At 66.3% G+C, this 21,438-nt stretch carries 24 protein-coding genes; 15 read left to right on the top strand and 9 right to left on the bottom strand.

Going from position 1 to position 21,438, the window contains the following annotated elements:
• The 10 genes from QZ184_RS02420 to QZ184_RS02375 all read left to right on the top strand — a co-directional run.
• Positions 1–3,897, top strand: a 3,897-nt coding sequence (locus QZ184_RS02420; RefSeq protein ID WP_296417991.1) for a DNA-directed RNA polymerase subunit beta', incomplete at its 5' end; no start/stop codon positions are given.
• A complete protein-coding gene (locus QZ184_RS02415) occupies positions 3,894–4,049 on the top strand; it encodes a high light inducible protein (protein ID WP_010315249.1) in 156 nt (51 codons plus the stop codon). The genes QZ184_RS02420 and QZ184_RS02415, both read left to right, overlap by 4 nt.
• Positions 4,049–5,146 carry a 23S rRNA (adenine(2503)-C(2))-methyltransferase RlmN gene (rlmN, locus tag QZ184_RS02410; protein ID WP_296417989.1) on the top strand — a complete coding sequence of 366 codons (1,098 nt, stop codon included), beginning with the start codon at positions 4,049–4,051 and terminating at the stop codon, positions 5,144–5,146. Before QZ184_RS02415 ends, rlmN begins: the two co-directional genes overlap by 1 nt.
• A 47-nt stretch (positions 5,147–5,193) precedes the next feature.
• Complete coding sequence (locus QZ184_RS02405) at positions 5,194–6,936, top strand: sodium:solute symporter family protein (protein WP_296417987.1); 1,743 nt, start codon at positions 5,194–5,196, stop codon at positions 6,934–6,936.
• A 24-nt stretch (positions 6,937–6,960) separates the two neighbouring features.
• Positions 6,961–7,086 carry a hypothetical protein gene (locus tag QZ184_RS02400; RefSeq protein ID WP_010315253.1) on the top strand — a complete coding sequence of 42 codons (126 nt, stop codon included), beginning with the start codon at positions 6,961–6,963 and terminating at the stop codon, positions 7,084–7,086.
• A gap of 39 nt (positions 7,087–7,125) precedes the next feature.
• On the top strand, positions 7,126–7,926 hold the full coding sequence (locus QZ184_RS02395) for a HEAT repeat domain-containing protein (RefSeq protein ID WP_247477057.1): 801 nt from the start codon (positions 7,126–7,128) through the stop codon (positions 7,924–7,926).
• A 65-nt stretch (positions 7,927–7,991) separates the two neighbouring features.
• On the top strand, positions 7,992–8,204 hold the full coding sequence (locus tag QZ184_RS02390; RefSeq protein ID WP_010315257.1) for a DUF2997 domain-containing protein: 213 nt from the start codon (positions 7,992–7,994) through the stop codon (positions 8,202–8,204).
• Complete coding sequence (locus QZ184_RS02385; RefSeq protein ID WP_247477059.1) at positions 8,204–8,596, top strand: DUF1257 domain-containing protein; 393 nt, start codon at positions 8,204–8,206, stop codon at positions 8,594–8,596. The genes QZ184_RS02390 and QZ184_RS02385 overlap by 1 nt, the downstream gene beginning before the upstream one ends.
• A gap of 9 nt (positions 8,597–8,605) precedes the next feature.
• Complete coding sequence (locus tag QZ184_RS02380) at positions 8,606–9,001, top strand: ferredoxin (protein ID WP_296417986.1); 396 nt, start codon at positions 8,606–8,608, stop codon at positions 8,999–9,001.
• The gene (locus QZ184_RS02375) at positions 9,001–10,200 is read left to right on the top strand and encodes an aldo/keto reductase (protein WP_296417984.1); all 1,200 of its coding nucleotides are present in this window, start codon (positions 9,001–9,003) and stop codon (positions 10,198–10,200) included. Before QZ184_RS02380 ends, QZ184_RS02375 begins: the two co-directional genes overlap by 1 nt.
• Here the strand turns inward: QZ184_RS02375 and rsmG are convergent.
• Complete coding sequence (gene rsmG, locus QZ184_RS02370) at positions 10,197–10,925, bottom strand: 16S rRNA (guanine(527)-N(7))-methyltransferase RsmG (RefSeq protein WP_010315265.1); 729 nt, start codon at positions 10,923–10,925, stop codon at positions 10,197–10,199. The genes QZ184_RS02375 and rsmG overlap by 4 nt on opposite strands.
• A 55-nt stretch (positions 10,926–10,980) precedes the next feature.
• Here rsmG and QZ184_RS02365 point away from each other — a divergent pair, with 55 nt between their 5' ends.
• Entirely contained in the window at positions 10,981–11,481 is a 501-nt protein-coding gene (locus tag QZ184_RS02365) for a J domain-containing protein (protein WP_296417982.1), read from the top strand.
• A complete protein-coding gene (locus QZ184_RS02360) occupies positions 11,423–11,689 on the top strand; it encodes a DUF3143 domain-containing protein (protein WP_010315269.1) in 267 nt (88 codons plus the stop codon). Before QZ184_RS02365 ends, QZ184_RS02360 begins: the two co-directional genes overlap by 59 nt.
• Here QZ184_RS02360 and QZ184_RS02355 read toward each other — a convergent pair.
• Genes QZ184_RS02355 through QZ184_RS02335 form a run of 5 tightly spaced genes read right to left on the bottom strand, consistent with a single transcriptional unit; the run spans position 11,686 to position 15,136 of the window.
• Entirely contained in the window at positions 11,686–11,850 is a 165-nt protein-coding gene (locus QZ184_RS02355; protein WP_010315271.1) for a hypothetical protein, read from the bottom strand. The genes QZ184_RS02360 and QZ184_RS02355 overlap by 4 nt on opposite strands.
• Entirely contained in the window at positions 11,847–12,524 is a 678-nt protein-coding gene (gene bioD / locus QZ184_RS02350) for a dethiobiotin synthase (protein WP_296417980.1), read from the bottom strand. The genes QZ184_RS02355 and bioD overlap by 4 nt, the downstream gene beginning before the upstream one ends.
• Entirely contained in the window at positions 12,521–13,297 is a 777-nt protein-coding gene (locus tag QZ184_RS02345; protein WP_296417978.1) for an SAM-dependent methyltransferase, read from the bottom strand. Before QZ184_RS02345 ends, bioD begins: the two co-directional genes overlap by 4 nt.
• Positions 13,284–13,979, bottom strand: coding sequence for an alpha/beta hydrolase (locus tag QZ184_RS02340; protein WP_296417976.1), 696 nt, complete (start codon positions 13,977–13,979; stop codon positions 13,284–13,286). The genes QZ184_RS02345 and QZ184_RS02340 overlap by 14 nt, the downstream gene beginning before the upstream one ends.
• On the bottom strand, positions 13,976–15,136 hold the full coding sequence (locus QZ184_RS02335) for an aminotransferase class I/II-fold pyridoxal phosphate-dependent enzyme (protein WP_296417974.1): 1,161 nt from the start codon (positions 15,134–15,136) through the stop codon (positions 13,976–13,978). Before QZ184_RS02335 ends, QZ184_RS02340 begins: the two co-directional genes overlap by 4 nt.
• 69 nt (positions 15,137–15,205) lie before the next feature.
• Here QZ184_RS02335 and QZ184_RS02330 point away from each other — a divergent pair, with 69 nt between their 5' ends.
• Both QZ184_RS02330 and QZ184_RS02325 read left to right on the top strand, forming a co-directional pair.
• Complete coding sequence (locus QZ184_RS02330) at positions 15,206–18,016, top strand: DEAD/DEAH box helicase (protein ID WP_247477070.1); 2,811 nt, start codon at positions 15,206–15,208, stop codon at positions 18,014–18,016.
• A 109-nt stretch (positions 18,017–18,125) separates the two neighbouring features.
• Positions 18,126–18,560 (top strand): 23S rRNA (pseudouridine(1915)-N(3))-methyltransferase RlmH, encoded by a 435-nt coding sequence (locus QZ184_RS02325; RefSeq protein WP_010315285.1) that lies wholly within the window; start codon positions 18,126–18,128, stop codon positions 18,558–18,560.
• Position 18,561: 1 nt separating this feature from the next.
• Here the strand turns inward: QZ184_RS02325 and purB are convergent, their stop codons facing one another.
• The gene (gene purB / locus QZ184_RS02320) at positions 18,562–19,857 is read right to left on the bottom strand and encodes an adenylosuccinate lyase (protein ID WP_010315287.1); all 1,296 of its coding nucleotides are present in this window, start codon (positions 19,855–19,857) and stop codon (positions 18,562–18,564) included.
• Between the two features lie 52 nt (positions 19,858–19,909).
• Positions 19,910–20,116: a hypothetical protein gene (locus QZ184_RS02315; RefSeq protein ID WP_010315289.1), complete on the bottom strand. Its 207-nt coding sequence runs from the start codon at positions 20,114–20,116 to the stop codon at positions 19,910–19,912.
• Positions 20,117–20,256: 140 nt separating this feature from the next.
• On the opposite strand from QZ184_RS02315, the gene QZ184_RS02310 reads away from it, so the two are divergent.
• Positions 20,257–21,090 carry a TlyA family RNA methyltransferase gene (locus QZ184_RS02310; protein WP_296416471.1) on the top strand — a complete coding sequence of 278 codons (834 nt, stop codon included), beginning with the start codon at positions 20,257–20,259 and terminating at the stop codon, positions 21,088–21,090.
• Between the two features lies 1 nt (position 21,091).
• On the opposite strand, the gene QZ184_RS02305 is transcribed toward QZ184_RS02310, so the two are convergent.
• Positions 21,092–21,430, bottom strand: a complete 339-nt coding sequence (locus QZ184_RS02305; protein ID WP_010315293.1) for a P-II family nitrogen regulator — start codon at positions 21,428–21,430, stop codon at positions 21,092–21,094.
• Positions 21,431–21,438: the final 8 nt, after the last annotated feature.

Raw genomic sequence — 21,438 nt, 5'->3', positions numbered from 1 at the left:
AAGGATCTGGGCTTCCATTACGCCACCCAGGCCGCCGTCTCCATCTCCGTGGATGACCTGCGCATCCCCGGTGAAAAGGCCCGTCTGCTGGAAGAAGCAGAACAGCAGATCACCGACACCGAGGAGCGCTATCGCCTGGGTGAAATCACCGAGGTGGAACGGCACACCAAGGTGATCGACACCTGGACTGAAACCAACGAGCGTCTGGTTGAAGAAGTCAAGAAGAACTTCAACGAGAACGACCCGCTGAACTCGGTCTGGATGATGGCCAACTCCGGGGCCCGGGGAAACATGTCCCAGGTGCGTCAGCTGGTGGGCATGCGCGGCCTGATGGCCAACCCCCAAGGGGAAATTATTGACCTTCCGATCCGGACCAACTTCCGTGAAGGCCTGACGGTTACTGAGTACGTCATCTCCTCCTACGGCGCCCGTAAGGGTCTGGTGGATACGGCACTGCGTACCGCCGACTCCGGTTACCTGACCCGTCGTCTGGTGGACGTCGCCCAGGACGTGATCGTGCGCGAGGACGACTGCGGCACCACCCGCGGTATTCCCATCAACGCTGATGACAGGGGCCGTTACGCCGCCAAACTCGTCGGCCGTCTTGCCGCTGAACCCGTTCTGGACGGCGAAGGCAATCTGATCGTCGACCGCGATGGCGAGATCGATGCCGTCATCACCGCCCAGATCGAAGCCGCCGGCGTGCAGACCGTGGTGGTTCGTTCACCGCTGACCTGCGAAGCCGCCCGTTCGGTTTGCCGCAAGTGCTACGGCTGGGCCCTGGCCCACAACCAACTGGTTGACCTGGGCGAAGCCGTCGGCATCGTCGCCGCCCAGTCCATCGGTGAGCCCGGTACCCAGCTCACCATGCGGACCTTCCACACCGGTGGTGTGTCCACCGCAGAAACGGGTGTGGTTCGCTCGCAAATCGCGGGCACGATCGAGTTCGGCGCCAAGGCGCGCGTGCGCCCCTTCCGCACCCCCCACGGTGTGGAGGCTCAGATCGCCGAGAACGATTTCCCCCTGACCCTGAAGCCCAGCGGCAGCGGCAAGGCCCAGAAGCTCTCGATCACCGCCGGTTCTCTGCTGTTCGTCACCGATGCCGCTGAGGTGCCGGCCGACATGATGCTGGCTCAGATCTCTTCTGGCTCCTCCGTCAAGAAGAGCGTTGAGAAGGCCACCAAGGACGTCATCTGTGACCTGGCTGGCCAGGTGCGCTACGAGGACGCCATCCAGCCCAAGGAAGTCACCGACCGCCAGGGCAACAGCACCTTCAAGGCCCAGCGTCTTGGCCGGATGTGGGTCTACAGCGGCGATGTCTACAACCTGCCGCCCAACGCCCAGCCCGTGATCGCTGGCAACACCAAGGTCACCACTGGCGAGGTTCTGGCCGAGAGCCGTCTGGTCAGTGAGTACGGCGGTGCCGTGCGCCTGCGCGAGAGCGCTGGCGACTCCCGTGAGGTCCAGATCGTCACCACCAGCCTCACCCTGAAGGACTGCAAGCTGCTGGGTGAATCCACCCATGCTGGTGAGCTCTGGCACCTGGAGGGCAAGGACAACATCCGCTATCGCCTCAACACCCACCCCGGCACCAAGATCGGTAACGGTGAGGTGATCGCGGAACTCGCCGATGATCGCTTCCGCACCCAGACCGGGGGCATCGTCAAGTTCGCCCCTGGCCTGGCCATCAAGAAAGCCCGTAGCGCCAAGAACGGCTACGAGGTCAACAAGGGCGGCACCCTGCTCTGGATCCCCCAGGAGACCCACGAGATCAACAAGGACATCTCCCTGTTGATGATCGAAGACGGTCAGTGGATTGAAGCCGGCACCGAGGTGGTGAAGGACATCTTCAGCCAGACCGCGGGCATCGTCACCGTCACCCAGAAGAACGACATTCTTCGCGAGATCATCGTTCGCTCCGGCCAGCTGCACCACGTCTCCGACGCCAAGGTCGTGGCTCGCTACAGCGACGGCAAGATGGTCAACCCCGGCGAGGAGATCGCCAAGGGTCTCAAGGCCGAGGCCATGGTCTTCGTTGAAGCCGTCGAGACCTCCGAGGGCGGCGCCCTGCTGCTGCGTCCCGTTGAGGAGTACCGCATCCCCGATGAGGCTCACCTGCCTGATCTCGGTAGCGTCACCCAGAAGAACGGTCCCAGCCTGGGCCTCAAGGCCACCCAGCGTTTGGCCTTCAAGGACGGCGAGCTGATCAAGAGCGTTGAGGGCGTCGAACTGCTGCGCACGCAGCTGATCCTCGAAACCTTTGACACCACCCCTCAAATGACGGTGGATGTCGAGGCTGTTCCCGACAAGCGCGCCAAGACCATCGAGCGCCTCCAGCTCGTGATCCTTGAGAGCCTGCTGGTCCGTCGCGACACCCTGTCTGACGCCAGCCACGGTTCCACCCATACCGACCTCTCCGTCAATGACGGCGACAGCGTCAAGGCCGGTGATGTGGTCGCAACCACCCAAATCCTCTGCAAGGAAGACGGTGTGGTGCAGGTCCCCGATGTGATCGATGGTGAGCCTGTGCGCCGTCTGATCGTTGAGCGCGCAAGCGACACCCGCAGCATTGACCTGGGCTCTGCGAAGTCCGAGGTCAAGCCCGGTCAGCGCTTCGTCGATGGCGATCTCTTGGCCAAGGGCGTTCCTGCCCCCTGTTGCGGTCAGGTTCAGTCCGTGGATGGCAACACCCTCACCATCCGCTTGGGCCGTCCCTACATGGTCTCGCCCGACTCCGTCCTGCACGTTCGCGATGGTGAACTGGTGCAGCGCGGTGACTCCCTGGCCCTGCTGGTGTTCGAGCGCCAGAAGACCGGTGACATCGTGCAGGGTCTGCCTCGTATTGAGGAACTGCTCGAGGCCCGCCGTCCGCGGGAATCGGCTGTGCTCTGCCGCAAGGCCGGCACCGTTGAGATCAAGCAGGGCGACGACGACGACTCCGTCACCGTGACGGTCATCGAAGGCGATGACTCCATCACCGAGTACCCGATCCTCCTGGGCCGGAACGTGATGGTCAGCGACAGCCAGCAAGTCACCGCCGGTGAGCTGCTGACCGACGGTCCGATCAACCCCCACGAGCTGCTGGAGTGCTTCTTCGAAGATCTGCGCAGCCGCAAGCCGACCCTGGAAGCGGCCATGGAGGCGATCTCCAAGCTCCAGTTCCGCCTGGTGCAGGAAGTCCAGAACGTCTACAAGTCCCAGGGCGTGACCATCGACGACAAGCACATCGAGGTGATTGTTCGTCAGATGACCAGCAAGGTCCGGATCGAGGACGCCGGCGACACCACCCTGCTGCCCGGTGAGTTGATCGAACTGCGCCAGGTGGAGCAGGTCAACAGCGCCATGGCCATCACCGGTGGTGCTCCCTCCGAGTTCACTCCGGTGCTGCTCGGCATCACCAAGGCCTCCCTCAACACCGACAGCTTCATCTCCGCGGCCTCCTTCCAGGAGACCACCCGCGTGCTGACCGAAGCCGCCATCGAGGGCAAGAGCGACTGGCTGCGCGGCCTCAAGGAGAACGTGATCATTGGTCGCCTGATCCCTGCAGGTACCGGCTTCAGCGGCTTCGAAGAGGAGCTCCGCGCTGAGGCGGGTCCCCATCCCGACATCCTTGATGAGGATGCGATGAACTACCGCCGTCTGCAGAACCTGCGCCCGGATTACACCGTCGATATGCCGGCAGCTCCCTCTGCCGCCAATGCCGGCGCGATCCTCGACGATCCCTCCGATGCCGACCTGGATGCCACCCGCACCCGCCACGGCATCGAGGCCAGCGCCAGCACCACCGCAGCCTTCACCCGCCCCACGGTGGAAGAGGGACTTGAGGAGGAGCTGATCGCCGACCCGGAGGCCGTTCAGGGTCTCCAGAATGAGGGTCTGTTGGCCGACGAGTCATGATCCAGCCCAAGCTCGTTCCCCAGCGCCGTTTGCCGCGCTACGGCTTCCACACCCATACCGAACGACTGAACGGTCGTGTCGCAATGCTGGGCTTCATCGCCCTGCTGGCGGTGGAGTACAAGCTGGGGCATGCGCTCTTGGCTTGGGGTTGATGCCCCAGGCCAGTCCGCCACTGGACGAGGCCCGTCCCCTACTGGGGATGGGCCTCTCTGCTTTGGAGCAGTGGGCCAAGCAGCACGGGCAGGCCGCCTTCCGCGGCCGGCAACTCCATGACTGGCTCTATGCCAAGGGGGCGCGCTCCCTGGATCAGGTCTCGGTCTTGCCCAAGGCCTTCCGCGAGCAGCTCGCTACCCAACCCCCTGCCGGTGCGTTCGACTGGATGGGACGCTCGCGGGAGCTCCACCGCAGCATCGCCAGTGATGGCACCACCAAGTTGCTGTTGGGGACCCACGATCAGCTCAGCATTGAGACCGTCGGGATCCCCGCCGAAGGTCGCCTGACGGTCTGCGTCAGCAGCCAGGTGGGCTGCCCGATGGCCTGCCGTTTTTGCGCCACCGGCAAGGGGGGCCTGCAACGCTCCCTGGCGGTGCACGAAATCGTGGATCAGGTGCTGAGTGTGCGTGAGGTCATGGACCAACGCCCCAGTCATGTGGTCTTCATGGGGATGGGTGAACCGCTCCTGAACGTGGAGTCGGTGCTCTCGGCCATTGATTGCCTTTGCACGGATCTGGGCATGGCCCAGCGTCAGATCACGGTCAGCACCGTCGGGGTTCCGCGCACCTTGCCGCGATTGGCGGAGTTGGCCCTCGAGCGCCTGGGCCGTGCCCAATTCACCCTGGCGGTGAGTTTGCACGCTCCGGATCAGCGGCTTCGCGAGGAGCTGATCCCCACCGCCCATGCCTACCCCATTGAGGCCTTGCTCGAGGACTGCCGCCGGTACGTGGAGATCACCGGCCGCCGAGTCAGTTTCGAGTACATCCTGCTGGGGGGGCTAAATGATCAGCCGCGCCATGCGGCGGCGCTGGCTCAGTTACTGCGGGGCTTCCAAAGCCACGTGAACCTGATTCCCTACAACCCGATCCAGGAAGAGGAGTTCCAGCGCCCCACCCCCCAGGCGGTTGAGGCCTTCCGCCGCGCGCTGATGGACCGGCATGTGGCCGTGAGTGTTCGCGCCAGCCGCGGTTTGGACGCGGATGCGGCCTGTGGTCAGCTGCGCCGCCGCCTCGAAGGAAGCCTGGAGCCCGCGTAGCCGTTGCTGCTGAACTGAGGGAGACTGCCCTCCAGTGAAGGGCGGCCATGACCAGCATCGATTGGGCGATCGTCATCGCCTATCTGGTGGCAAGCCTCCTCGTTGGCCTCTGGCTTGCCCGCCGCAATCGCAGCGAGGAGGACTACTTCGTTGCGGGTCGTCAGCTCAAGGGTTGGCTGGCCGGGGCCTCGATGGCGGCCACCACCTTCTCGATCGATACGCCCCTCTATGTGGCGGGTCTGGTGGGCGTGCGCGGCCTCGCCGGCAACTGGGAGTGGTGGAGCTTTGGCGTTGCCCATGTCGCCATGGCGGTGGTCTTTGCTCCGCTCTGGAGACGTAGCGGTGTCCTGACCGATGCGGCCCTGACGGAGTTGCGTTACGGCGGGCCCACGGCCGCTTGGTTGCGGGGCATCAAGGCCTTTCTGTTTGCCCTGCCGATCAACTGCATCGGCCTGGGCTATGCCTTCTTGGCCATGGCCAAGGTGAGTGAGGCCCTGGGCTTGGCGCCCACTCCCCAGGCCAGGGTCACCCTGCTGGCCATCGTTGGCCTGCTGGTTTTGGTCTACACCGCGGCTGGCGGCCTCTGGGCCGTGGTCGTCACGGACATGCTTCAGCTGGTGCTGGCCCTGCTGGGGGCGATCGCTGTCTCGGTGGCAGCGGTCCATGCCGCGGGCGGGATGGATGCCCTGCTGGAGAGCATCCGCGGTCTCGAGCGGCCAGAGCTGTTGTCGTTGGTCCCCTGGCAGGTTGAGGGCGGACGGCTGCAGTGGCTGGATGGGGCAGGCATCTCCATTGCCACCTTCAGCTCCTACCTGGCCCTCCAGTGGTGGAGCTTCCGCCGCAGCGATGGTGGTGGCGAATTCATCCAGCGCCTGCTCGCCACCCGCGACGAGCGCGAAGCACGCACCGCCGGTTGGGTCTTCCTGGGCGTGAACTACGTCCTCCGCAGCTGGCCCTGGATCGTGGTGGCCCTGGCCGCGGTGGTCCTGCTGCCGGATCAGACCGACTGGGAGCAGAGCTACCCCCTGTTGGCGGTCCAACTGCTCCCCCCTGTGGCCTTGGGACTGGTCGTTGTTTCCCTGGTGGCCGCCTTCATGAGCACCGTCAGCACCTCGGTGAACTGGGGGGCGAGCTACCTCACCCATGACCTCTACCAGCGCTTTATTCGGCCTCAGGCCAGGGAGAAGGAGTTGCTCCTGGTCGGTCAGCTGGCGTCGGTGTTGCTGGTGGTCTTGGGGGTGCTCACCGCCTTGATGAGCACCAGCATCGGCACGGTCTTCCGGTTGGTGATTGCCATGGGGACCGGGCCCGGGGTCGTTCTTGTCCTGCGCTGGTTCTGGTGGCGCGTCAATGCCGCCGCTGAGCTGGCGGCCCTACTCGGCGGCTTCCTGATTGGCTTCTCCACCTCCGTGGTGCCCCTGTTGCGGATCGATGACTACGGCGTGCGCCTCTTGGTGACCACCCTGCTGACGGCGGGGCTCTGGTTGCTGGCGATGCTGGCGACCCCGCCGGAGTCGCCCGAGGTGCTCGAGCGCTTTGTCCGTCAGGTCCGCCCCCCGGGTCCCGGCTGGACCCACTGGCGCCAGCGGACGGCCGTGCAGGCCGACGAGACCCTCCCAGGCCTGTTGCTCTTGTTGCTGGCTGGCTGCGCCCTGCTCTTTGGTGCCCTGCTTGGCATCGGTGGCTTCCTTTTGAAGCTGCAGCTTTGGGGATGGGGCGGTCTGGTCTTGGCGGTGGTCGGGGGCCTGTTGCTCCGCCGCGGCAGCGGTCGCGTGCCGGCGGAGGGATGATGGCCTGATCGCTTAGGCCCAACCGTGCAATTTCTCCGCTCCACCCTGCTCCCCGCCGCGATCGTGTTGCTCTTTGGTTTGGCCCTGTTTGCGGTGAGTGCTCGCATCTGGCTGCCCGGCGATATGGCAGCCCCCGCGCCGGTGGGTTGAGTCCGGGACTCGGCCACCACGGCCCTTACGATCCTCCGCATGACTGGCCCTTATCCCGAGTCTTCGCAGAGCCCGGCTGAACTGGCCCTGGACCCGGAGATGTTGGCCCGGGAGCTGGCCCAAGAGCTGCTCGGTGACCCCCTTGATGAGCTCGACTCGGCTGAGCTGGCCGCCGCCGATGTCGCAGCGGAGTGCGACCTGGGCTTGGCCTGGCTCGATGGCAGCCATGAGGAGCGCATGCAGGGACTGCGGATCTTCTGCGAGTACCGCGATCCCCGTGCCCCGGCCAAGCTGCTGCCCCTGCTGGAGGCCAGCTGCCCGATCATTCGCATGAGCGCGGTCTATGCCCTGGGGCGGAACCCGGACCTCCAGGCGCTGACGCCGCTCCTGCAGCTGCTGCAAAACGACAGCAATGGCTACGTGCGTAAGGCCGTCGCCTGGAGCCTGAGCAGCTATCCCGATGCTCCGGTCATGAATCCCTTGATCCGGGCCCTGGAAACCGATATCGCAGCGGTCAGGCTCTGGGCCGCGAGCTCCTTGGCCGATGCCGGGGCGACGGGCCTGGCGAAGGCTGATCAGGCCGCTGGTCAGCTGCTCTTGGCCCTCAAGATCGACAGCGAGCCCGTGGTCCGCAGCAACAGCGCCTGGTCCCTGGGCCGCCTCTATGCGGATCTGGTGGAACCCCGCCAGAAGGAGGTGGTGGACTCCCTGCTCAACGCCATGCTCAACGACGCGGATTTGGCCGTGCGCGATGAGGCTCGCCTGGCCCTGGAGCAGCTGGAGAGTCCGGAGATCCTCGAGCGCCTGCAGACCCTGGTGGATGAGGGACTGCTGGCATAAGGCGCCGCTCCACTCAGCAACCGGCTCTCGCGGCTAGCATCGCGTGACACCGCCCGTGTCTCGGGATGGCCCAGCAAACGATCCGCTTTCGCATTCGGCCTGACGGTCGCGTCGAAGAGGTCGTTGAGGGCATCACCGGCCACGGCTGCGAGCAGCTCACCGAGCGGATCGAGGAGAAGTTGGGCGTTGTTCAACAACGCCAGCCCACCTCTGAAGCCTTCCAGGGCCAAACCACCACAGTTCAGCCCGAGCAGACTCTTTCGTCCCAGGTCTCCTGATGTCGCACTTCAGCACCGTCAAAACAGAACTGCGCGATCGCTCCGCTCTGATTGATGCCCTGAAAGATCTGGGTCATTCCCCCATGGAGGGCGAGTGCCAGGTGCGTGGATACCGCGGCCAAACCGTGACCGCTGAGCTGTCCATCCCCACCGAGGGTGCCGGCGATCTGGGCTTCCGTTGGAATGCCGCCTCTGGCAGCTACGAGCTGGTGACCGATCTCGATCTCTGGAGTCAGCCGATCCCCGTCGAGCGCTTCCTCTCCAAGCTCACCCAGCGCTATGCCCTGCGCAGCATCCTGGCGGCCTCGGCCCAGGAAGGCTTCCAGGTGGCGGAAGAGCGCCAAGAGCAGGACGGCACGATTGAGCTCGTCGTGACCCGCTGGGACGGCTAGGTCCTCGGCGTGGGGATCGATCCCTCCGTTGCCTTCTCGGCACCAGCGGCCCCGGTCACCGAGCGCAGCGGTCTCGAGCCCGTACTCGGAGGAGCGCTGCGCCAGGAGGCGGTCTGGGTCGATGAGGCCGTCTGTATCGGCTGCCGCTACTGCGCCCACGTGGCCGGCAACACCTTTGTGGTGGAAGCCGACTGGGGCCGTTCGCGGGCCATCCGTCAGGACGGCGACAGCACCGAGACGATTCAAGAAGCCATCGACACCTGCCCGGTCGATTGCATTCACTGGGTGAGTTACGAGGAGCTGCCCGAGCTCCAAGAACAAACCCGTCACCAGGAACTCCAGCCCCTGGGTTTGCCGACGCCGGTTCGCTCCCGGCGCACCTTCCCGAGGCGGGAGCCCCATTGATGCTGCCCACACGGCGCTTTGGCCGCACCGAGCTGGCAATGCCGCTGCTCTCCCTTGGCGGGATGCGCTTTCAGCAGAGCTGGTCTGACCTGCCTGCCGATCGCATCACGGCCGAGAGCCAGGACAACCTGCGGGCCACGCTGGCAGCGGCCGTGCAGCACGGCTTTCACCACGTCGAGACGGCCCGGCACTACGGCAGTTCCGAGCGTCAGCTGGGTTGGTTGCTACCCCAGATTCCTGATCCCCAGAGGATTCTGCAGACCAAGGTCCCTCCCCAGGACGATGCCCAGGCCTTCGAGGCAGAGCTCCAGCTGAGCTTCGATCGCTTGGCGGTCGATCGGGTGGACTGCCTGGCGATCCACGGCATCAACCTGCCGGAGCATCTTCAGGCCACCCTCAAGCCAGGGGGCTGCATGGAGGTGGCCCGGCGCTGGCAGCAGGACGGCCGCATCGGCTGCGTGGGCTTCTCAACCCATGGCCCGCTGGAGCTGATCGAGGCGGCCATTGCCAGCGATGCCTTCGACTACGTCAACCTCCACTGGTATTTCATCCGCCAGGACAACGGCCCCGCCATTGCGGCGGCCCGCGCCCGGGACATGGGGGTGTTTGTGATCAGTCCCACCGACAAGGGGGGGCATCTCCATAGCCCGTCAGAGCGGCTGCTGGAACTCTGTGCTCCGCTGCATCCGATCGTCTTCAACGATCTGTTCTGCCTGAGCCACCCCGGGATTCAGACCATCAGTGTCGGAGCCTCAGGGCCGCAGGACTTGGCCTTGCATCTGGAGGCCGTCGCCTTGCTTCCCCAGGCCGCTGAGCTGTTGCCTCCGATTGTGAGTCGTCTCGAGGGGGCACGGCTCTCCGCCCTCGGCGATGCCTGGCTGGGCAGTTGGCAGCAGGGGCTGCCCAGATGGCAGGACACCCCTGGACAGATCAACCTGCCCACCCTGCTCTGGCTGCACAACCTCCTGGAGGCCTGGGATCTCCAGAGTTATGCCAAGGCCCGCTACGGCCTGCTGGGTGCGGCGAGCCATTGGTTCCCTGGTGCCAATGCGGATGCCTTGGACGAGAGCGTGAGCGAGGCCGAGCTCAAGGCGGTGCTTCAGGCCAGTCCCTGGGTTGAGCAGATCCCCGGCATCCTGCGCCGCCTGCGGGAGCGTGTGGGGGGTGCCCCCAGCAAGCGCCTGATGCAGGAGGACTAACTCCCCAGCGGGAATTTGCTGGGAAGTCCCACGGCCCGGGGGTAGGTCTTCGGGCAGGGTTCCTTCGGCTGCAGCACGATCGCGGTGCGTTGCCCCCGCTCCCCCGGCAGCTCCTGTTGACGGCAGGACAGGATCTGGGCCTTGAGCTGCGTGGCCGCCTTCTCAAGCTGGGCTTGGTCCTCCGCGCCCCACTGCCCGCGGTAGAGCAGGGCCTCGCCACCCGGGGCGAGCAGGGGCACGAGATACTCCGCTACCACCGGTGCGGCGGCCACGGCGCGGGCCATGGCCAGGTCGAACTGGCCGCGGCAGCGTTTTTGCCGCCCGGTGAGTTCAATGCGCTCGCAGCGCAGCTCCACGCGCTCCCCCAACCCCAGGCTCTGGGCCATCGCTTCGACGGCCTGGGTTTTGCGCCCCACGGAATCCACCAGGGTCAGCTGCGCCTGGGGGAAGGCAATGGCGACGGCCAGCCCCGGGAAGCCCCCCCCGGTGCCGACATCGATGCAGCGCAGGGCGGCTTCGGGGTTCGCCTGCAACTGCGGCACCAGGGGCCAAAGGCTGTCGAAGATCTGGGCGATCCAGAAGTCATCGCCCTCCACCAGGCGGGTCAGGTTGACCCGGCTATTCCACTGGCGCAGCTCCTCCTGGAGTTGGAGGAAGCGCTGGAGCTGATCGTCGCTGGGTCTCCAGTGCAAGGCCTCCCATAGTGCGTCTGCTGGCGCTGGCATCCCCTGGGCTGATCTCGTCACACTCTCTAGGATCCTCCCCAACCGGTGTCCTGCGTTGGCGGCTGCCAATCACTACGAGCTGCTGGAGGTGGCCAGTGAGGCCTCCAGTCAGGAGTTGAGGCAGGCCTTTCGCAGCCTGAGCAAGCGCTACCACCCGGACACCACCGACTTGCCCGAGGCCGAGGCCCGGGAGGCCTTTCGCCGTCTCCAGCAGGCCTACCTCACCCTCAGCGATCCTGAGCGCCGGCGCAGTTACGACGCGACCCTGCGGGCTCCGCTGCCCCTTCGGCCACTACGGACCGCACCGAAACCGGTTCCGGTCCGTCGCGCCCTCTCCGGTGGTGAGTGGTTCGCGCTGCTGCTGCTGGCCGTGGCGGTCGCCTTCAGCCTGGTGTTGGGGGTCGGCCTGGCCTGGTCCCGCGGCGCCGAATTCCTCAAGCCCCCCAGCTGGCTGGAGGCCGGTGGGCAAACTGATGGGTCAAGCCCGCTGCTTGTGGATGTCGGATCTGCCGTCGCCTCAGACCCCGCTGTACAACCACCCGCTGCCGGTTCTTGAGCGTTGGCTCGCTGAGCTCGGCGGCATCCAGCGCGGCCACCACTCCTGTGAATGGGACCTGACCACCGTCGCCTGGAGCGCCGAGATGGTCTTGGGTTCAGAAGAACTGACGGTGCGCTGGGGGCAGGGTGCGGGCTCAGTGGAGCGCCACTTCCCCTACGGCCTCACCCGCGCGGACGTGCAGGCTGCGATCCTGGCGGGCCCCTAGAGCTGGCGCTTGCAGACCTCGCTCTGCTCTTCGTTGAGGGTGGAGAACGGGCCACAGTTCACCCAGCGCACGAACGAGAGTTCGATGTCGGTGAACAGCACCAGGATCCCAGCGCAGAGGGCTGTGACAGCAGCGATGACCGCGACTGAGGAGGGTTTCATGGGCGGCTCGTGACCCCCTTGAGCTTATGAACGAGATCCAAGGCCTGCCACTGCTGTTGCAGGCTGACGGCATCGAGGCTCGGGAGCGGCGGCAGACAGCCCAGCACCGGAACCCCTGAGATGCTCTCGAGGGTGCTCGCATTGTTGGGATGGGGCTCCCCGTTCAGCAGGATCCCCAGCAGCGGCAGATGGCGGCTGCGCAGGGCCTCGATCGAGAGCAGGGTGTGGTTCAAGGTGCCCAGCCCCGAGCGGGCCACCAGCAGCACCGGCAGGTTCCAGCGTTGCAACTGCTCAATCTGCAACCAGTCCAGGCGTAGGGGCACGAGCAGCCCACCGGCGGTCTCCACCACCAGGGGAGCCTCCACGTCCGGGAGAGAGAGGTGCTCGCCGTCAATCGGGGGCTGATCCCCAGGTTCCAGTTCGGCGGCCCAATGGGGCGAGACCGGAGCGGCGAAGCGATAGGCCTCGGGCAGGACCCGCGCGTCCGGGAGGCCGAGCCAGCGCTGCACCCGCTCACGATCCCCTTCTCCGTTCTCCAGCCCGCACTGCACCGGTTTCCAGTAGTGGGCCTTCAGGCCCTGCACCACTAGGGCGCTGACCACGGTTTTGCCGACATCGGTGTCGGTGCCGCAGATCACTAGGCGTTGGTTGGCGCCAACCGGTGTGTCTGTCATCGCTTCTGTCCCAGGAGCACCAGCACCTCCCAAACGATCGCCTGCTGCGGGCCCGGCCAGGCCCGAAGCAGGCGGCGGAGTTGTCCCGCATTGAGCTTGGGACTGCGGCTGGCCTGGGCGCCGATCGCCTTGATCTGTTGCAGGAACCAGAGACCGCCCCGGTTCGGACGGCTGAACCGCAGCACCTGAGCGTGATGCAACTGCAGCCGGTGCTGGGCGCAGTCGATCAGCCGTTGGGCGCAAGGGAGCTCCAGGGCGGTGCAGGGCACCCCTGCCTGGGCTGCGGCCTGGTGCCAGAGCGGGAAGCTGCCGGAGGTGGGGACCCCCAGGATCAGCCAGCCTCCAGGTTGGAGTTGCTCACACCAGGTCCCCAGCTGCTGTTCGGGTTGCTCCAGCCATTGCAGGGCGAAGCTCGAGGCCAGGGCCGCCGGTGGCTGCAGGTTCGCCGGAAGGCCCTGATTGAGATCCCAGTGGATCAGCGCAGCGTTCTCATCAGCCCCCTGCTCGAGGAGGGCGCTGCAGGCGTCGATCCGTAGCCAGGGGCCTTGGCCGAGGGCCGCCTCCAGGGAGCGACTCAGCAGCCCACTGCCTGCCCCCAGATCAGCCAGGGGACCGGGGGGGAATCGCACCCCCTGGCGGGCACTGAGGCCGGCGAGCCGTTGGGCGACAGCGGCCTGAAGGCGCGCCCGGCTGGGGTACAGGCGGGCCCCCTCGCTGAAGCAGCCGCGGACGGCCTCGCTGAAACCCTCTGCCGGTTGTTCAGGCCTGGACATCGGCAATCCAATCGAGCACGGCGTCCGGCAAGGCCGGATCGATCAGGGAGTGCCCCAGGTCGTCGCGTGTCCAGACCGTGGCCTGGGGCAGGGCTTGCTGCAGTTCCAGGCGACTACTGGCCGTCACGATCTGGTCCTGGCCAGCCTGGACCAGCAGCACGGGGATTCCGCTGGGGAAGCCCGCTGGGAGAGCGCTGGTGGCCCCCAGGTGCTCGAGGTCCTCGAGCAGTCGTTCCCGGCCCGCATCGCTGATTCCCTGTTCCAGGGGGCCAGCGGGCAGCAGCGACCTGGATTGCGGTGCAGCGGCTTGCCGCAGGAAGTCCCGCAGTTGCTCCTGCTCCTCTCCGAGCTTGATCCTGCGCCCCATGGCCCGCAGGGCCGCACTGATGGCCCGCCCCTCTCGGCCTTCCGGGACAAAGCGGGTGAAGCTCGCCAGCAGTACAGCCGCTGTGGCTCCCTGCCAGAGGTCCTCGTTCAGCAGGTGCGGGCCGAAGGAATGGGCCAGGACAACGCGCCGCTGGGCGCTGGTCTCCCAGCGGGGTTGCAGGGGGGATTCCTGGCCATAGCCCCGTTCCCCGCAGTCCATGGACCAACCCCGCGCCGCAGCGCCCGCCGCCCAGGGGGCCCAGCTGCGGTGGTCCCCAGCCCAGCCATGCATTCCGATGAGCTGGATCGCGCTCATGGTTCCCCCAGGGCCTCAATCAACCGGTCCAAAGTCCCGGCGGGGCAATCGTGCCGAAGCACGAGCCGCAGCCGTGCCGTTCCCACAGGGACGGTCGGGGGGCGGATCGCCACGCTCAGCAGTCCTGCCTGCTCCAGTTGCTGCTGCAGTGCCAAGGCGCGGTGATCGTCCCCCACCAGCAGCGGCAGGATCGGCCCGCTCCCGCAGGGCCTCGGCCAGCCCGCTGCCTCGAGGGCGTCACGCCAGCGCTGGGCCCGCTGCAGCAGGGCCAGGCGCTCGGGTTCCCGCTCCTGAATCGCAGTAAGACCGGCGGCGGCCGCCGCCACGAGCGGTGGCGCCAGGGCCGTGCTGTAGCGGAACGGGCCGGAGTGCTGCAGCAACCAGTCCCCCACCGTGGCATTCCCCGCCAGAAAGGCTCCGCCACTGCCAAAGGCCTTGCCGAAGGTGCCGCTGATCAGGCTGATGTCCTGGATGCCGTAGCCCAGGCCTCGGCCCCCCTTCCCCAGCACCCCAAGGGCGTGGGCCTCATCCAGCAGCAGGGCCGCGCCATGGCCGCGGCAGAGCTCGGCTAAGGCGGCGACATCGGGGGAGCTGCCCTCCATCGAAAACAGGCTTTCACTGAGCACCAGCAGCCGGCGTTGGGGGGCATCGCGGCGGGCGCGCTGCAGCTGCGCCTCCAGGTCACTGAGGTCGTTGTGCTGAAAGCGCCGCAGCTTGGCCCCCGTCGCTTGGATCCCCACCAGCAGCGAGTGGTGAATCAACCGATCGGCCAGCACCCAGGTGTGCCGGTCCGCCAGGGCCTGAACCGCAGCAATGTTCGCCTGAAATCCGCTGGGATAGAGCAGGACCCGCTCGCGCCCCAGCCAGGCGCCCAGGGCCCGCTCGAGGGTCTCGTGCAGGGGGCGTGTTCCGCTGATCAGCCGAGAGGCCCCAGCCCCCACCCCTTCGCTCTGGATGGCTTCAGTCGCTGCACGCTGGAGGGCCGGATCGCGGCTCAGCCCCAGGTAGTCGTTGCTGGCGAGATCCAGCAGGGGAGATCCCTCTGCGACAAAGGCGGCCTGGCCCGCCGGCTGCAGGCTGCGCAGACGGCGGCGGCGTTCCGGAGCCAGGGCGGCCAGATCGGCGGCCAGGGGTGCCAATGGATCGGCTGCCTCCATCGCCCCAGCTGCGCCCTCGGCTGAATGCCCTCAGTTTGCCCGTTTGGCTGGAGCCCATAGGATCTACTAATGCCCAGTAGCGCTTCGGTCCCCGGCACCCCGGCCCAGTCCACGGACGTGCCGCCCCTGGAGCAACTCTTCCCCTTCAGCCTCGATGACTTTCAGCTGGAGGCGATTGAAGCCCTGAATCAGGGCCATTCGGTGGTGGTCAGCGCCCCCACCGGATCGGGCAAGACCTTGATCGGTGAGTACGCGATCCATCGCGCCCTGGCCCACGGTCAGAAGGTCTTCTACACAACGCCGCTCAAGGCCCTCTCGAACCAAAAACTGAGGGATTTCCGCGAGCAGTTCGGGGCCGAGCGCGTCGGCCTGATGACTGGCGACCTCACCGTGAACCGGGAGGCCTCGATCGTGGTCATGACCACGGAGATCTTCCGGAACATGCTCTACGCCGAGGCCGAGCAGGGGGATGACCCCTTGGCCGACGTGGAGGCCGTGGTGCTCGATGAGTGCCACTACATGAATGACTCCCAGCGCGGCACGGTCTGGGAGGAGTCGATCATTCACTGCCCTCCGGTGGTGCAGCTGGTGGCCCTCTCGGCGACGGTGGCCAACGCCGGGCAGCTCACCGACTGGATTGAGCAGGTCCATGGGCCGACCCGCTTGGTGATGAGCGACTTCCGGCCGGTGCCGCTGCAGTTCAGTTTTTGCAGTGCCAAGGGCCTGCATCCCCTGCTCAACGACGAGGGCACGGGCCTCCACCCCAACTGCAAGGTCTGGCGTGCCCCCAAGGGGGGGCGTAACCGCCGCGGGCCGAAAACCCCGAGGCCGCCGCAGCCGGAGGCGCCACCGCTGGGCTTCGTCGTGGCCCAGATGGCGGAGCGGGAGATGCTGCCGGCCATCTATTTCATCTTCAGCAGACGCGGCTGCGACAAGGCCGTTCGTGACCTGGGCAAGGTCTGCCTGGTCAGCCCCCAGGAGCAGGCCCGCATTCAGGCGCGCCTGGATGTCTTCATGGCGGCCACCCCCGAAGCCGTACGCGATGGCGGCCATGACGATGCCCTGCTGCGGGGGATCGCGGCCCACCACGCCGGGGTATTGCCGGCTTGGAAGGAACTGATCGAGGAGCTCTTCCAGCAGGGGCTGGTGAAGGTGGTGTTTGCCACCGAGACCCTGGCGGCCGGCATCAACATGCCCGCCCGCAGCACCGTGATTTCAGCCCTCTCCAAGCGCACGGAGCGGGGCCACCGCCCCCTGATGGGCAGCGAGTTCCTGCAGATGGCCGGCCGGGCGGGTCGCCGTGGACTGGATTCCCAGGGCTACGTCGTCACCGTGCAGAGCCGCTTTGAGGGTGTCCGGGAGGCGGGTCAGCTGGCCACCAGCCCGGCTGACCCGCTGGTGAGTCAGTTCACCCCGAGCTACGGCATGGTCCTGAACCTGCTGCAGCGCTATGAGCTCTCCAAGGCCAAGGAGTTGGTGGAGCGCAGCTTCGGTCGCTACCTGGCGACCCTCGATCTCACGGAGGACGAGGCCCGCATCAGTGAGCTGCGCGAGCAGTTGGGGGACCTCAGCGGCACCGTTCAGGAGGTCGATTGGGAGGACTTTGAGGACTATGAGAAGCAGCGCGGCCGCCTGCGGGAAGAGCGCCGACTGCTGCGGATCCTCCAGCAGCAGGCCGAGGAAACCCTGGCCCATGAACTCACCTTGGCCCTGCGTTTTGCCAGCGAGGGAACGCTGGTGAGCCTGAAGGCTCCGGTTCTGCGGGGCCGGGTCACACCGGCGGTGATCGTTGAGAAGCAACAGGGCTCAGGTCAGTTCCCGCTGCTGTGCTGCCTCACCGACGAGAACGTTTGGGTGCTGGTGCCCTGCAGTGCAGTGGTCAGCCTCCATGCCGAGCTCACCTGCCTTCAGGTCAAGGATGTGGCCGTTCCCGAGCTGCACCGCCCCGGCGAGCTGCGCCATGGCGATCAGGCCAGCGGTGGCCTGGCCTTGGCCGTCGGACACATGGCCCGGCGCCACGACATGGTCACGCCCCAGTACGACCTGGCCGGTGAGGTTCAGGCCCAGGCCCATCTGGTGCGTGAGCTGGAGTTGGCCCTGGAATTGCATCCGGCCCACGGCGCCGGCGACCGCAAGAAGCTGCGCAAGCAGCGCTTCCGCATGGAGGAGTTGGAGGCGGAGATTGCCGAGCGCCAGCGCGTGCTGCACTTCCGCGCCAATCGCCACTGGGAAACCTTCCTGGCATTGATCGAGATCCTGCGCTTCTTCGGCTGCCTCGAGGGGGACGAGGGCCTGGATCCGAGCGAAGTGGGCCGCACCGTGGCCGCCCTGCGGGGGGACAACGAGCTCTGGCTGGGATTGGCGCTGATGAGCGGTCACCTCGATGAGCTGGATCCCGCGGACCTCGCCGCCGTGCTGGAGGCGATCTCAACGGAGGTGAATCGCCCGGATCTCTGGAGTGGCTATCCACCGCCGCCAGCGGCCGATGAGGCGATGCATGACCTGCGCGGCATTCGCCGCGAACTGCAGCGGCAACAGGAGGCCGGCAAGGTCGTGATGCCGGTCTGGTTTGAAGGGGAGCTGATGGGCTTGGTCCATGCCTGGGCCAAGGGCGTCAGCTGGAGCGACCTGATCGCGAACACCTCGTTGGATGAGGGCGATGTGGTGCGGATCATGCGCCGCACCGTCGATCTTTTGGCGCAGATCCCCTACTGCGAAGCCATCAGCGAGCAGTTGCGCACCAACGCCCGGGCGGCCCTCAAGGCGATCAACCGCTTCCCTGTGCGGGAGCCGATCGATGGCGGCCAGGCTTCAGGGGAGGACTCCAATCCCGCTACCGCCCGCCAGGCCGATCCTTCGGCGCTTAATCCCGCGGCCTAAGCACCAGCCAGACGATCAGCAGCAATCCGGCCGTACTGCCCACGGTGTACAGCCAGTCGGCGTAGGGCGTCCAGAAGAGGGCAAGGGGCATGGGTAGCGTGAGCGCGTGATGAATCCGTCCCGCATCCGCATCCTGGCGGTGGGCAAGTTGCGCAAGAGCTGGGTGCTCGAGGGAGCCTCCACCTTCCTCAAGCGCCTGCCGGGATTGCAGGTCCTGGAGCTCCGCGATGCCGGCATGGCCAAGGAGGCCGAAGCGATCCTGGCGGCCCTGAAGCCCGACGAGCGCTTGGTGATCCTCACCGAGGAAGGCCAGACCTTGGACTCGGTGGCTCTGGCCCAGCGTCTCGAGGGCTCGGGCTCAGAGCGCTTGGCCTTTGTGATCGGCGGCGCTGAGGGCATTGACCCGGCCTTGAAGGCCCGCGCCAGCTGGCGCCTGAGCCTCTCGCCGATGACCTTCCCCCATGAACTGGCCCGGTTATTGCTGCTGGAGCAGCTCTACCGGGCGATGACCATTCAGCAGGGCGGGCCGTATCACAAGCCCTGAATCAGATCGCGAGGCGCTTCCAGATCACATCCAGGTTGGCCTGGTGCAGATCGGTAGAGAAGCACTCCGCCAGCTGCTCGGCAGTGAGGCGTGAGGTCACCTCGCCATCGGCCTCCAGGTTGGCCCGGAAGTTGCCGCCCTCGGTGTTCCAGGCGGTGTGGGCGTTGCGCTGCACGATCCGGTAGGCGTCTTCACGGCTGATGCCGGCTTCCACCAGGGCCAGCAGCACCCGCTGGCTGAAGACCACGCCGCCGTAGACGTTCATGTTGCGGGCCATGTTGCCGGGGTAGACCCCGAGACCCTTCACCACGGAGGTCATCTCCCGCAGCATGAAGTGGAGGGTGACCGAGCAGTCGGGCAGCATCATGCGCTCCACGGAGCTGTGGCTGATGTCCCGCTCGTGCCAGAGGGCGCAGTTCTCCAGCGCTGCCACGACGTAGCTGCGCAGCACCCGGGCCAGGCCACTGATCCGTTCGCTGCGGATGGGGTTGCGCTTGTGGGGCATGGCGGAGCTGCCCTTCTGTCCCTTGGCGAAGTTCTCCTCGACCTCCAGGACGTCGGTGCGCTGCAGGTTGCGGATCTCGGTGGAGAAGCGCTCGAGGGCGGCACCCACCAGGGCCAGGGTCTGGATGTACTCCGCGTGGCGATCGCGGGAGATCACCTGGGTGCTGGCGGTGTCGGGCACCAGGCCGAGCTTGGCGCAGGCGATCTCCTCGACCCGGGGGTCGGTGTTGGCGTAGGTGCCCATGGCACCGGAGATCTGGCCGACGCTGACGGCGGTTTCCAGGTGCTCCAGGCGCTGCTGGTTGCGCACCACTTCGGCGAGCCAGCCAGCCACCTTGAAGCCGAAGGTGATGGGTTCACCGTGGATGGCGTGGGAGCGGCCGATCATCACCGTGGCCTTGTGCTCGCGCGCGAGGGCCCGCAGGGCGTCCGCGAGCAAGTCCAGCTCCTGGCGCAGCAGCTTGACGGAGGCCTTCATCTGCAGGGCCACACCGGTGTCGAGGACATCGGAGCTGGTCATGCCCACGTGGATGTGGCGACCGGCGTCACCCACGTGCTCGTTGACGTTGGTCAGAAAGGCGATGACGTCGTGACGGACCTCGGCTTCGATCTCGAGGATCCGCTCGACGCTGAAGCTGGCTTTCTCTTTGATCGTCGCGACGGCCTCAGCCGGGACGCGGCCCAGTTCGCAGTTGGCCTCGGTGGCTGCAATCTCCACGTCCAGCCAGCTCTGGAACTTGGCCTGCTCGCTCCAGATAGCGCCCATCTCGGGCAGGGTGTAACGCTCGATCAAGGCCGCGCCTGGCTCACATCAAGACCAATGTATGGAATGGCCTTTCGGGGCCCTAGGCGACGCTGGTGAGCTTGTGGTGCTCCACCTCCCACTGCACCAGTGGGCCCCAAGCCTGTTGTTGAACCCAGCAGCGCCCTCCACGGCAGCGCAGCACTTGGAAGGGGGGCAGGTCCGATGGCTGATTGCGCAGCTTCACGAAGCTGCCGGGTTGCAGCAGTTCAACCACCTTCGCGCTGTGGGGTTTGGGAGTGCGGGCCACGGTGGTACCCCTTGGTTTGGAACATCCTCAGGAGTGTTCCCAGGGAAACCCATTCAGCACCGGTTTTTATTCGGTTTCGCTTCGAGCTTTGTGATTAAACGGGCGTACGGCACGATGCAGAGGTGCTGGGCCGCTGCCCGATGGGTCGAAAGCGACGCTTGGATCTGCAGCTGGTGGAGCTGGGTCTGGTCACCTCCCGTCAGCAGGCGCAGCAGTTGATCCGTGCAGGCAAGGTCCGCAGCGGTGATCGCATCCTGGATAAGCCTGGACTTGAGGTGCTGCCGGAGCTGGAGCTGCAGGTGGAGCAGCCCCAACGGTTTGTCTCCCGGGGTGGCGAGAAGCTGATGGCGGCCGTTGAGGCCTTCCCCTTAGGCCTGGATCAGCGCGTCTGCCTCGATGGCGGGATCTCCACCGGTGGCTTCACCGATTGCCTGCTGCAGCACGGGGCATCCCGGGTCTATGGCGTGGATGTGGGCTACGGCCAAACAGCCTGGAGCCTGCGCACCGACGAGCGCCTGGTGCTGAAGGAGCGCACCAACCTGCGCCACCTGCAGCCGGAGGATCTCTATGGCAGCGAAGACCCCTGGCCTGATCTGGCCGTGGCGGACGTCTCGTTTATTCGCTTGGGCTTGGTGCTGCCGGCCTTGGGCCGCCTGCTCAAGGGCGAGCGCCGCGAGGCGGTGCTGTTGGTCAAACCTCAGTTTGAGGTCGGGAAAGAGCGGGTCGGTAAAGGGGGAGTGGTGCGAGACCCCCTGGCCCATGCCGACGCCATTGCGGGGGTGATCGCTGCGGCGGAGCGCGAGGGCTGGCGCGCTTGTGGGGTGGTGGCGTCTCCGATTACCGGGCCCGCGGGCAACCACGAATATCTGCTCTGGTTGCGTTCAGGGGACTGGAGCGAGCAAGAGAAAACCTCCGAAGTGCCCCCCACAGAGGAACACATTCGGAGGTTGGTGGAGCTGACCTTGGCCAGCTAGCTCAGATCGCGCTGTTGTCCTTGTCGCCGGTGCGGATCCGGACCACAGACTCCACGGGGCTGATGAAGATCTTGCCGTCGCCGATCTCGCCGGTGCGGGCGGCGTCTTGGATGGCATTCACCACGGTGTCGACGCGGGCGTCATCCACCACGATTTCCAGCTTGAGCTTCTGCAGGAACTCCACGGTGAACTCAGAACCGCGGTAGCGCTCGACTTGGCCCTTCTGGCGACCAAAGCCGCGAACCTCGCTGACGGTCATGCCGACGATGCCGGCGTTGACCAGGGCCAGCTTCACGTCTTCGAGCTTGAAGGGGCGAATGATGGCCTCGATTTTTTTCATGGCTCAGG

Origin of the sequence: Vulcanococcus sp. DEBay_Sum22DG08_74 (assembly GCF_017852955.1) — a bacterium.
GTDB lineage: Bacteria > Cyanobacteriota > Cyanobacteriia > PCC-6307 > Cyanobiaceae > Vulcanococcus.
This window is presented reverse-complemented; position numbering and strand designations above follow the sequence as displayed.

Bases quoted from the DNA above. Each gene is read 5' to 3' on its own strand.
- QZ184_RS02355 (WP_010315271.1), bottom strand. From the start codon at position 11,850: ATGAAACCCTCCTCAGTCGCGGTCATCGCTGCTGTCACAGCCCTCTGC.
- QZ184_RS02360 (WP_010315269.1), top strand. From the start codon at position 11,423: ATGTCGGATCTGCCGTCGCCTCAGACCCCGCTGTACAACCACCCGCTG.
- QZ184_RS02305 (WP_010315293.1), bottom strand. From the start codon at position 21,430: ATGAAAAAAATCGAGGCCATCATTCGCCCCTTCAAGCTCGAAGACGTG.
- QZ184_RS02325 (WP_010315285.1), top strand. From the start codon at position 18,126: ATGAATCCGTCCCGCATCCGCATCCTGGCGGTGGGCAAGTTGCGCAAG.
- QZ184_RS02385 (WP_247477059.1), top strand. From the start codon at position 8,204: ATGTCGCACTTCAGCACCGTCAAAACAGAACTGCGCGATCGCTCCGCT.
- QZ184_RS02390 (WP_010315257.1), top strand. From the start codon at position 7,992: ATGGCCCAGCAAACGATCCGCTTTCGCATTCGGCCTGACGGTCGCGTC.
- QZ184_RS02405 (WP_296417987.1), top strand. From the start codon at position 5,194: ATGACCAGCATCGATTGGGCGATCGTCATCGCCTATCTGGTGGCAAGC.
- QZ184_RS02335 (WP_296417974.1), bottom strand. From the start codon at position 15,136: ATGGAGGCAGCCGATCCATTGGCACCCCTGGCCGCCGATCTGGCCGCC.
- rsmG (WP_010315265.1), bottom strand. From the start codon at position 10,925: ATGCCAGCGCCAGCAGACGCACTATGGGAGGCCTTGCACTGGAGACCC.
- QZ184_RS02310 (WP_296416471.1), top strand. From the start codon at position 20,257: ATGGGTCGAAAGCGACGCTTGGATCTGCAGCTGGTGGAGCTGGGTCTG.
- QZ184_RS02330 (WP_247477070.1), top strand. From the start codon at position 15,206: ATGCCCAGTAGCGCTTCGGTCCCCGGCACCCCGGCCCAGTCCACGGAC.
- rlmN (WP_296417989.1), top strand. From the start codon at position 4,049: ATGCCCCAGGCCAGTCCGCCACTGGACGAGGCCCGTCCCCTACTGGGG.
- QZ184_RS02395 (WP_247477057.1), top strand. From the start codon at position 7,126: ATGACTGGCCCTTATCCCGAGTCTTCGCAGAGCCCGGCTGAACTGGCC.
- QZ184_RS02340 (WP_296417976.1), bottom strand. From the start codon at position 13,979: ATGAGCGCGATCCAGCTCATCGGAATGCATGGCTGGGCTGGGGACCAC.
- QZ184_RS02375 (WP_296417984.1), top strand. From the start codon at position 9,001: ATGCTGCCCACACGGCGCTTTGGCCGCACCGAGCTGGCAATGCCGCTG.
- bioD (WP_296417980.1), bottom strand. From the start codon at position 12,524: ATGACAGACACACCGGTTGGCGCCAACCAACGCCTAGTGATCTGCGGC.
- QZ184_RS02345 (WP_296417978.1), bottom strand. From the start codon at position 13,297: ATGTCCAGGCCTGAACAACCGGCAGAGGGTTTCAGCGAGGCCGTCCGC.
- QZ184_RS02415 (WP_010315249.1), top strand. From the start codon at position 3,894: ATGATCCAGCCCAAGCTCGTTCCCCAGCGCCGTTTGCCGCGCTACGGC.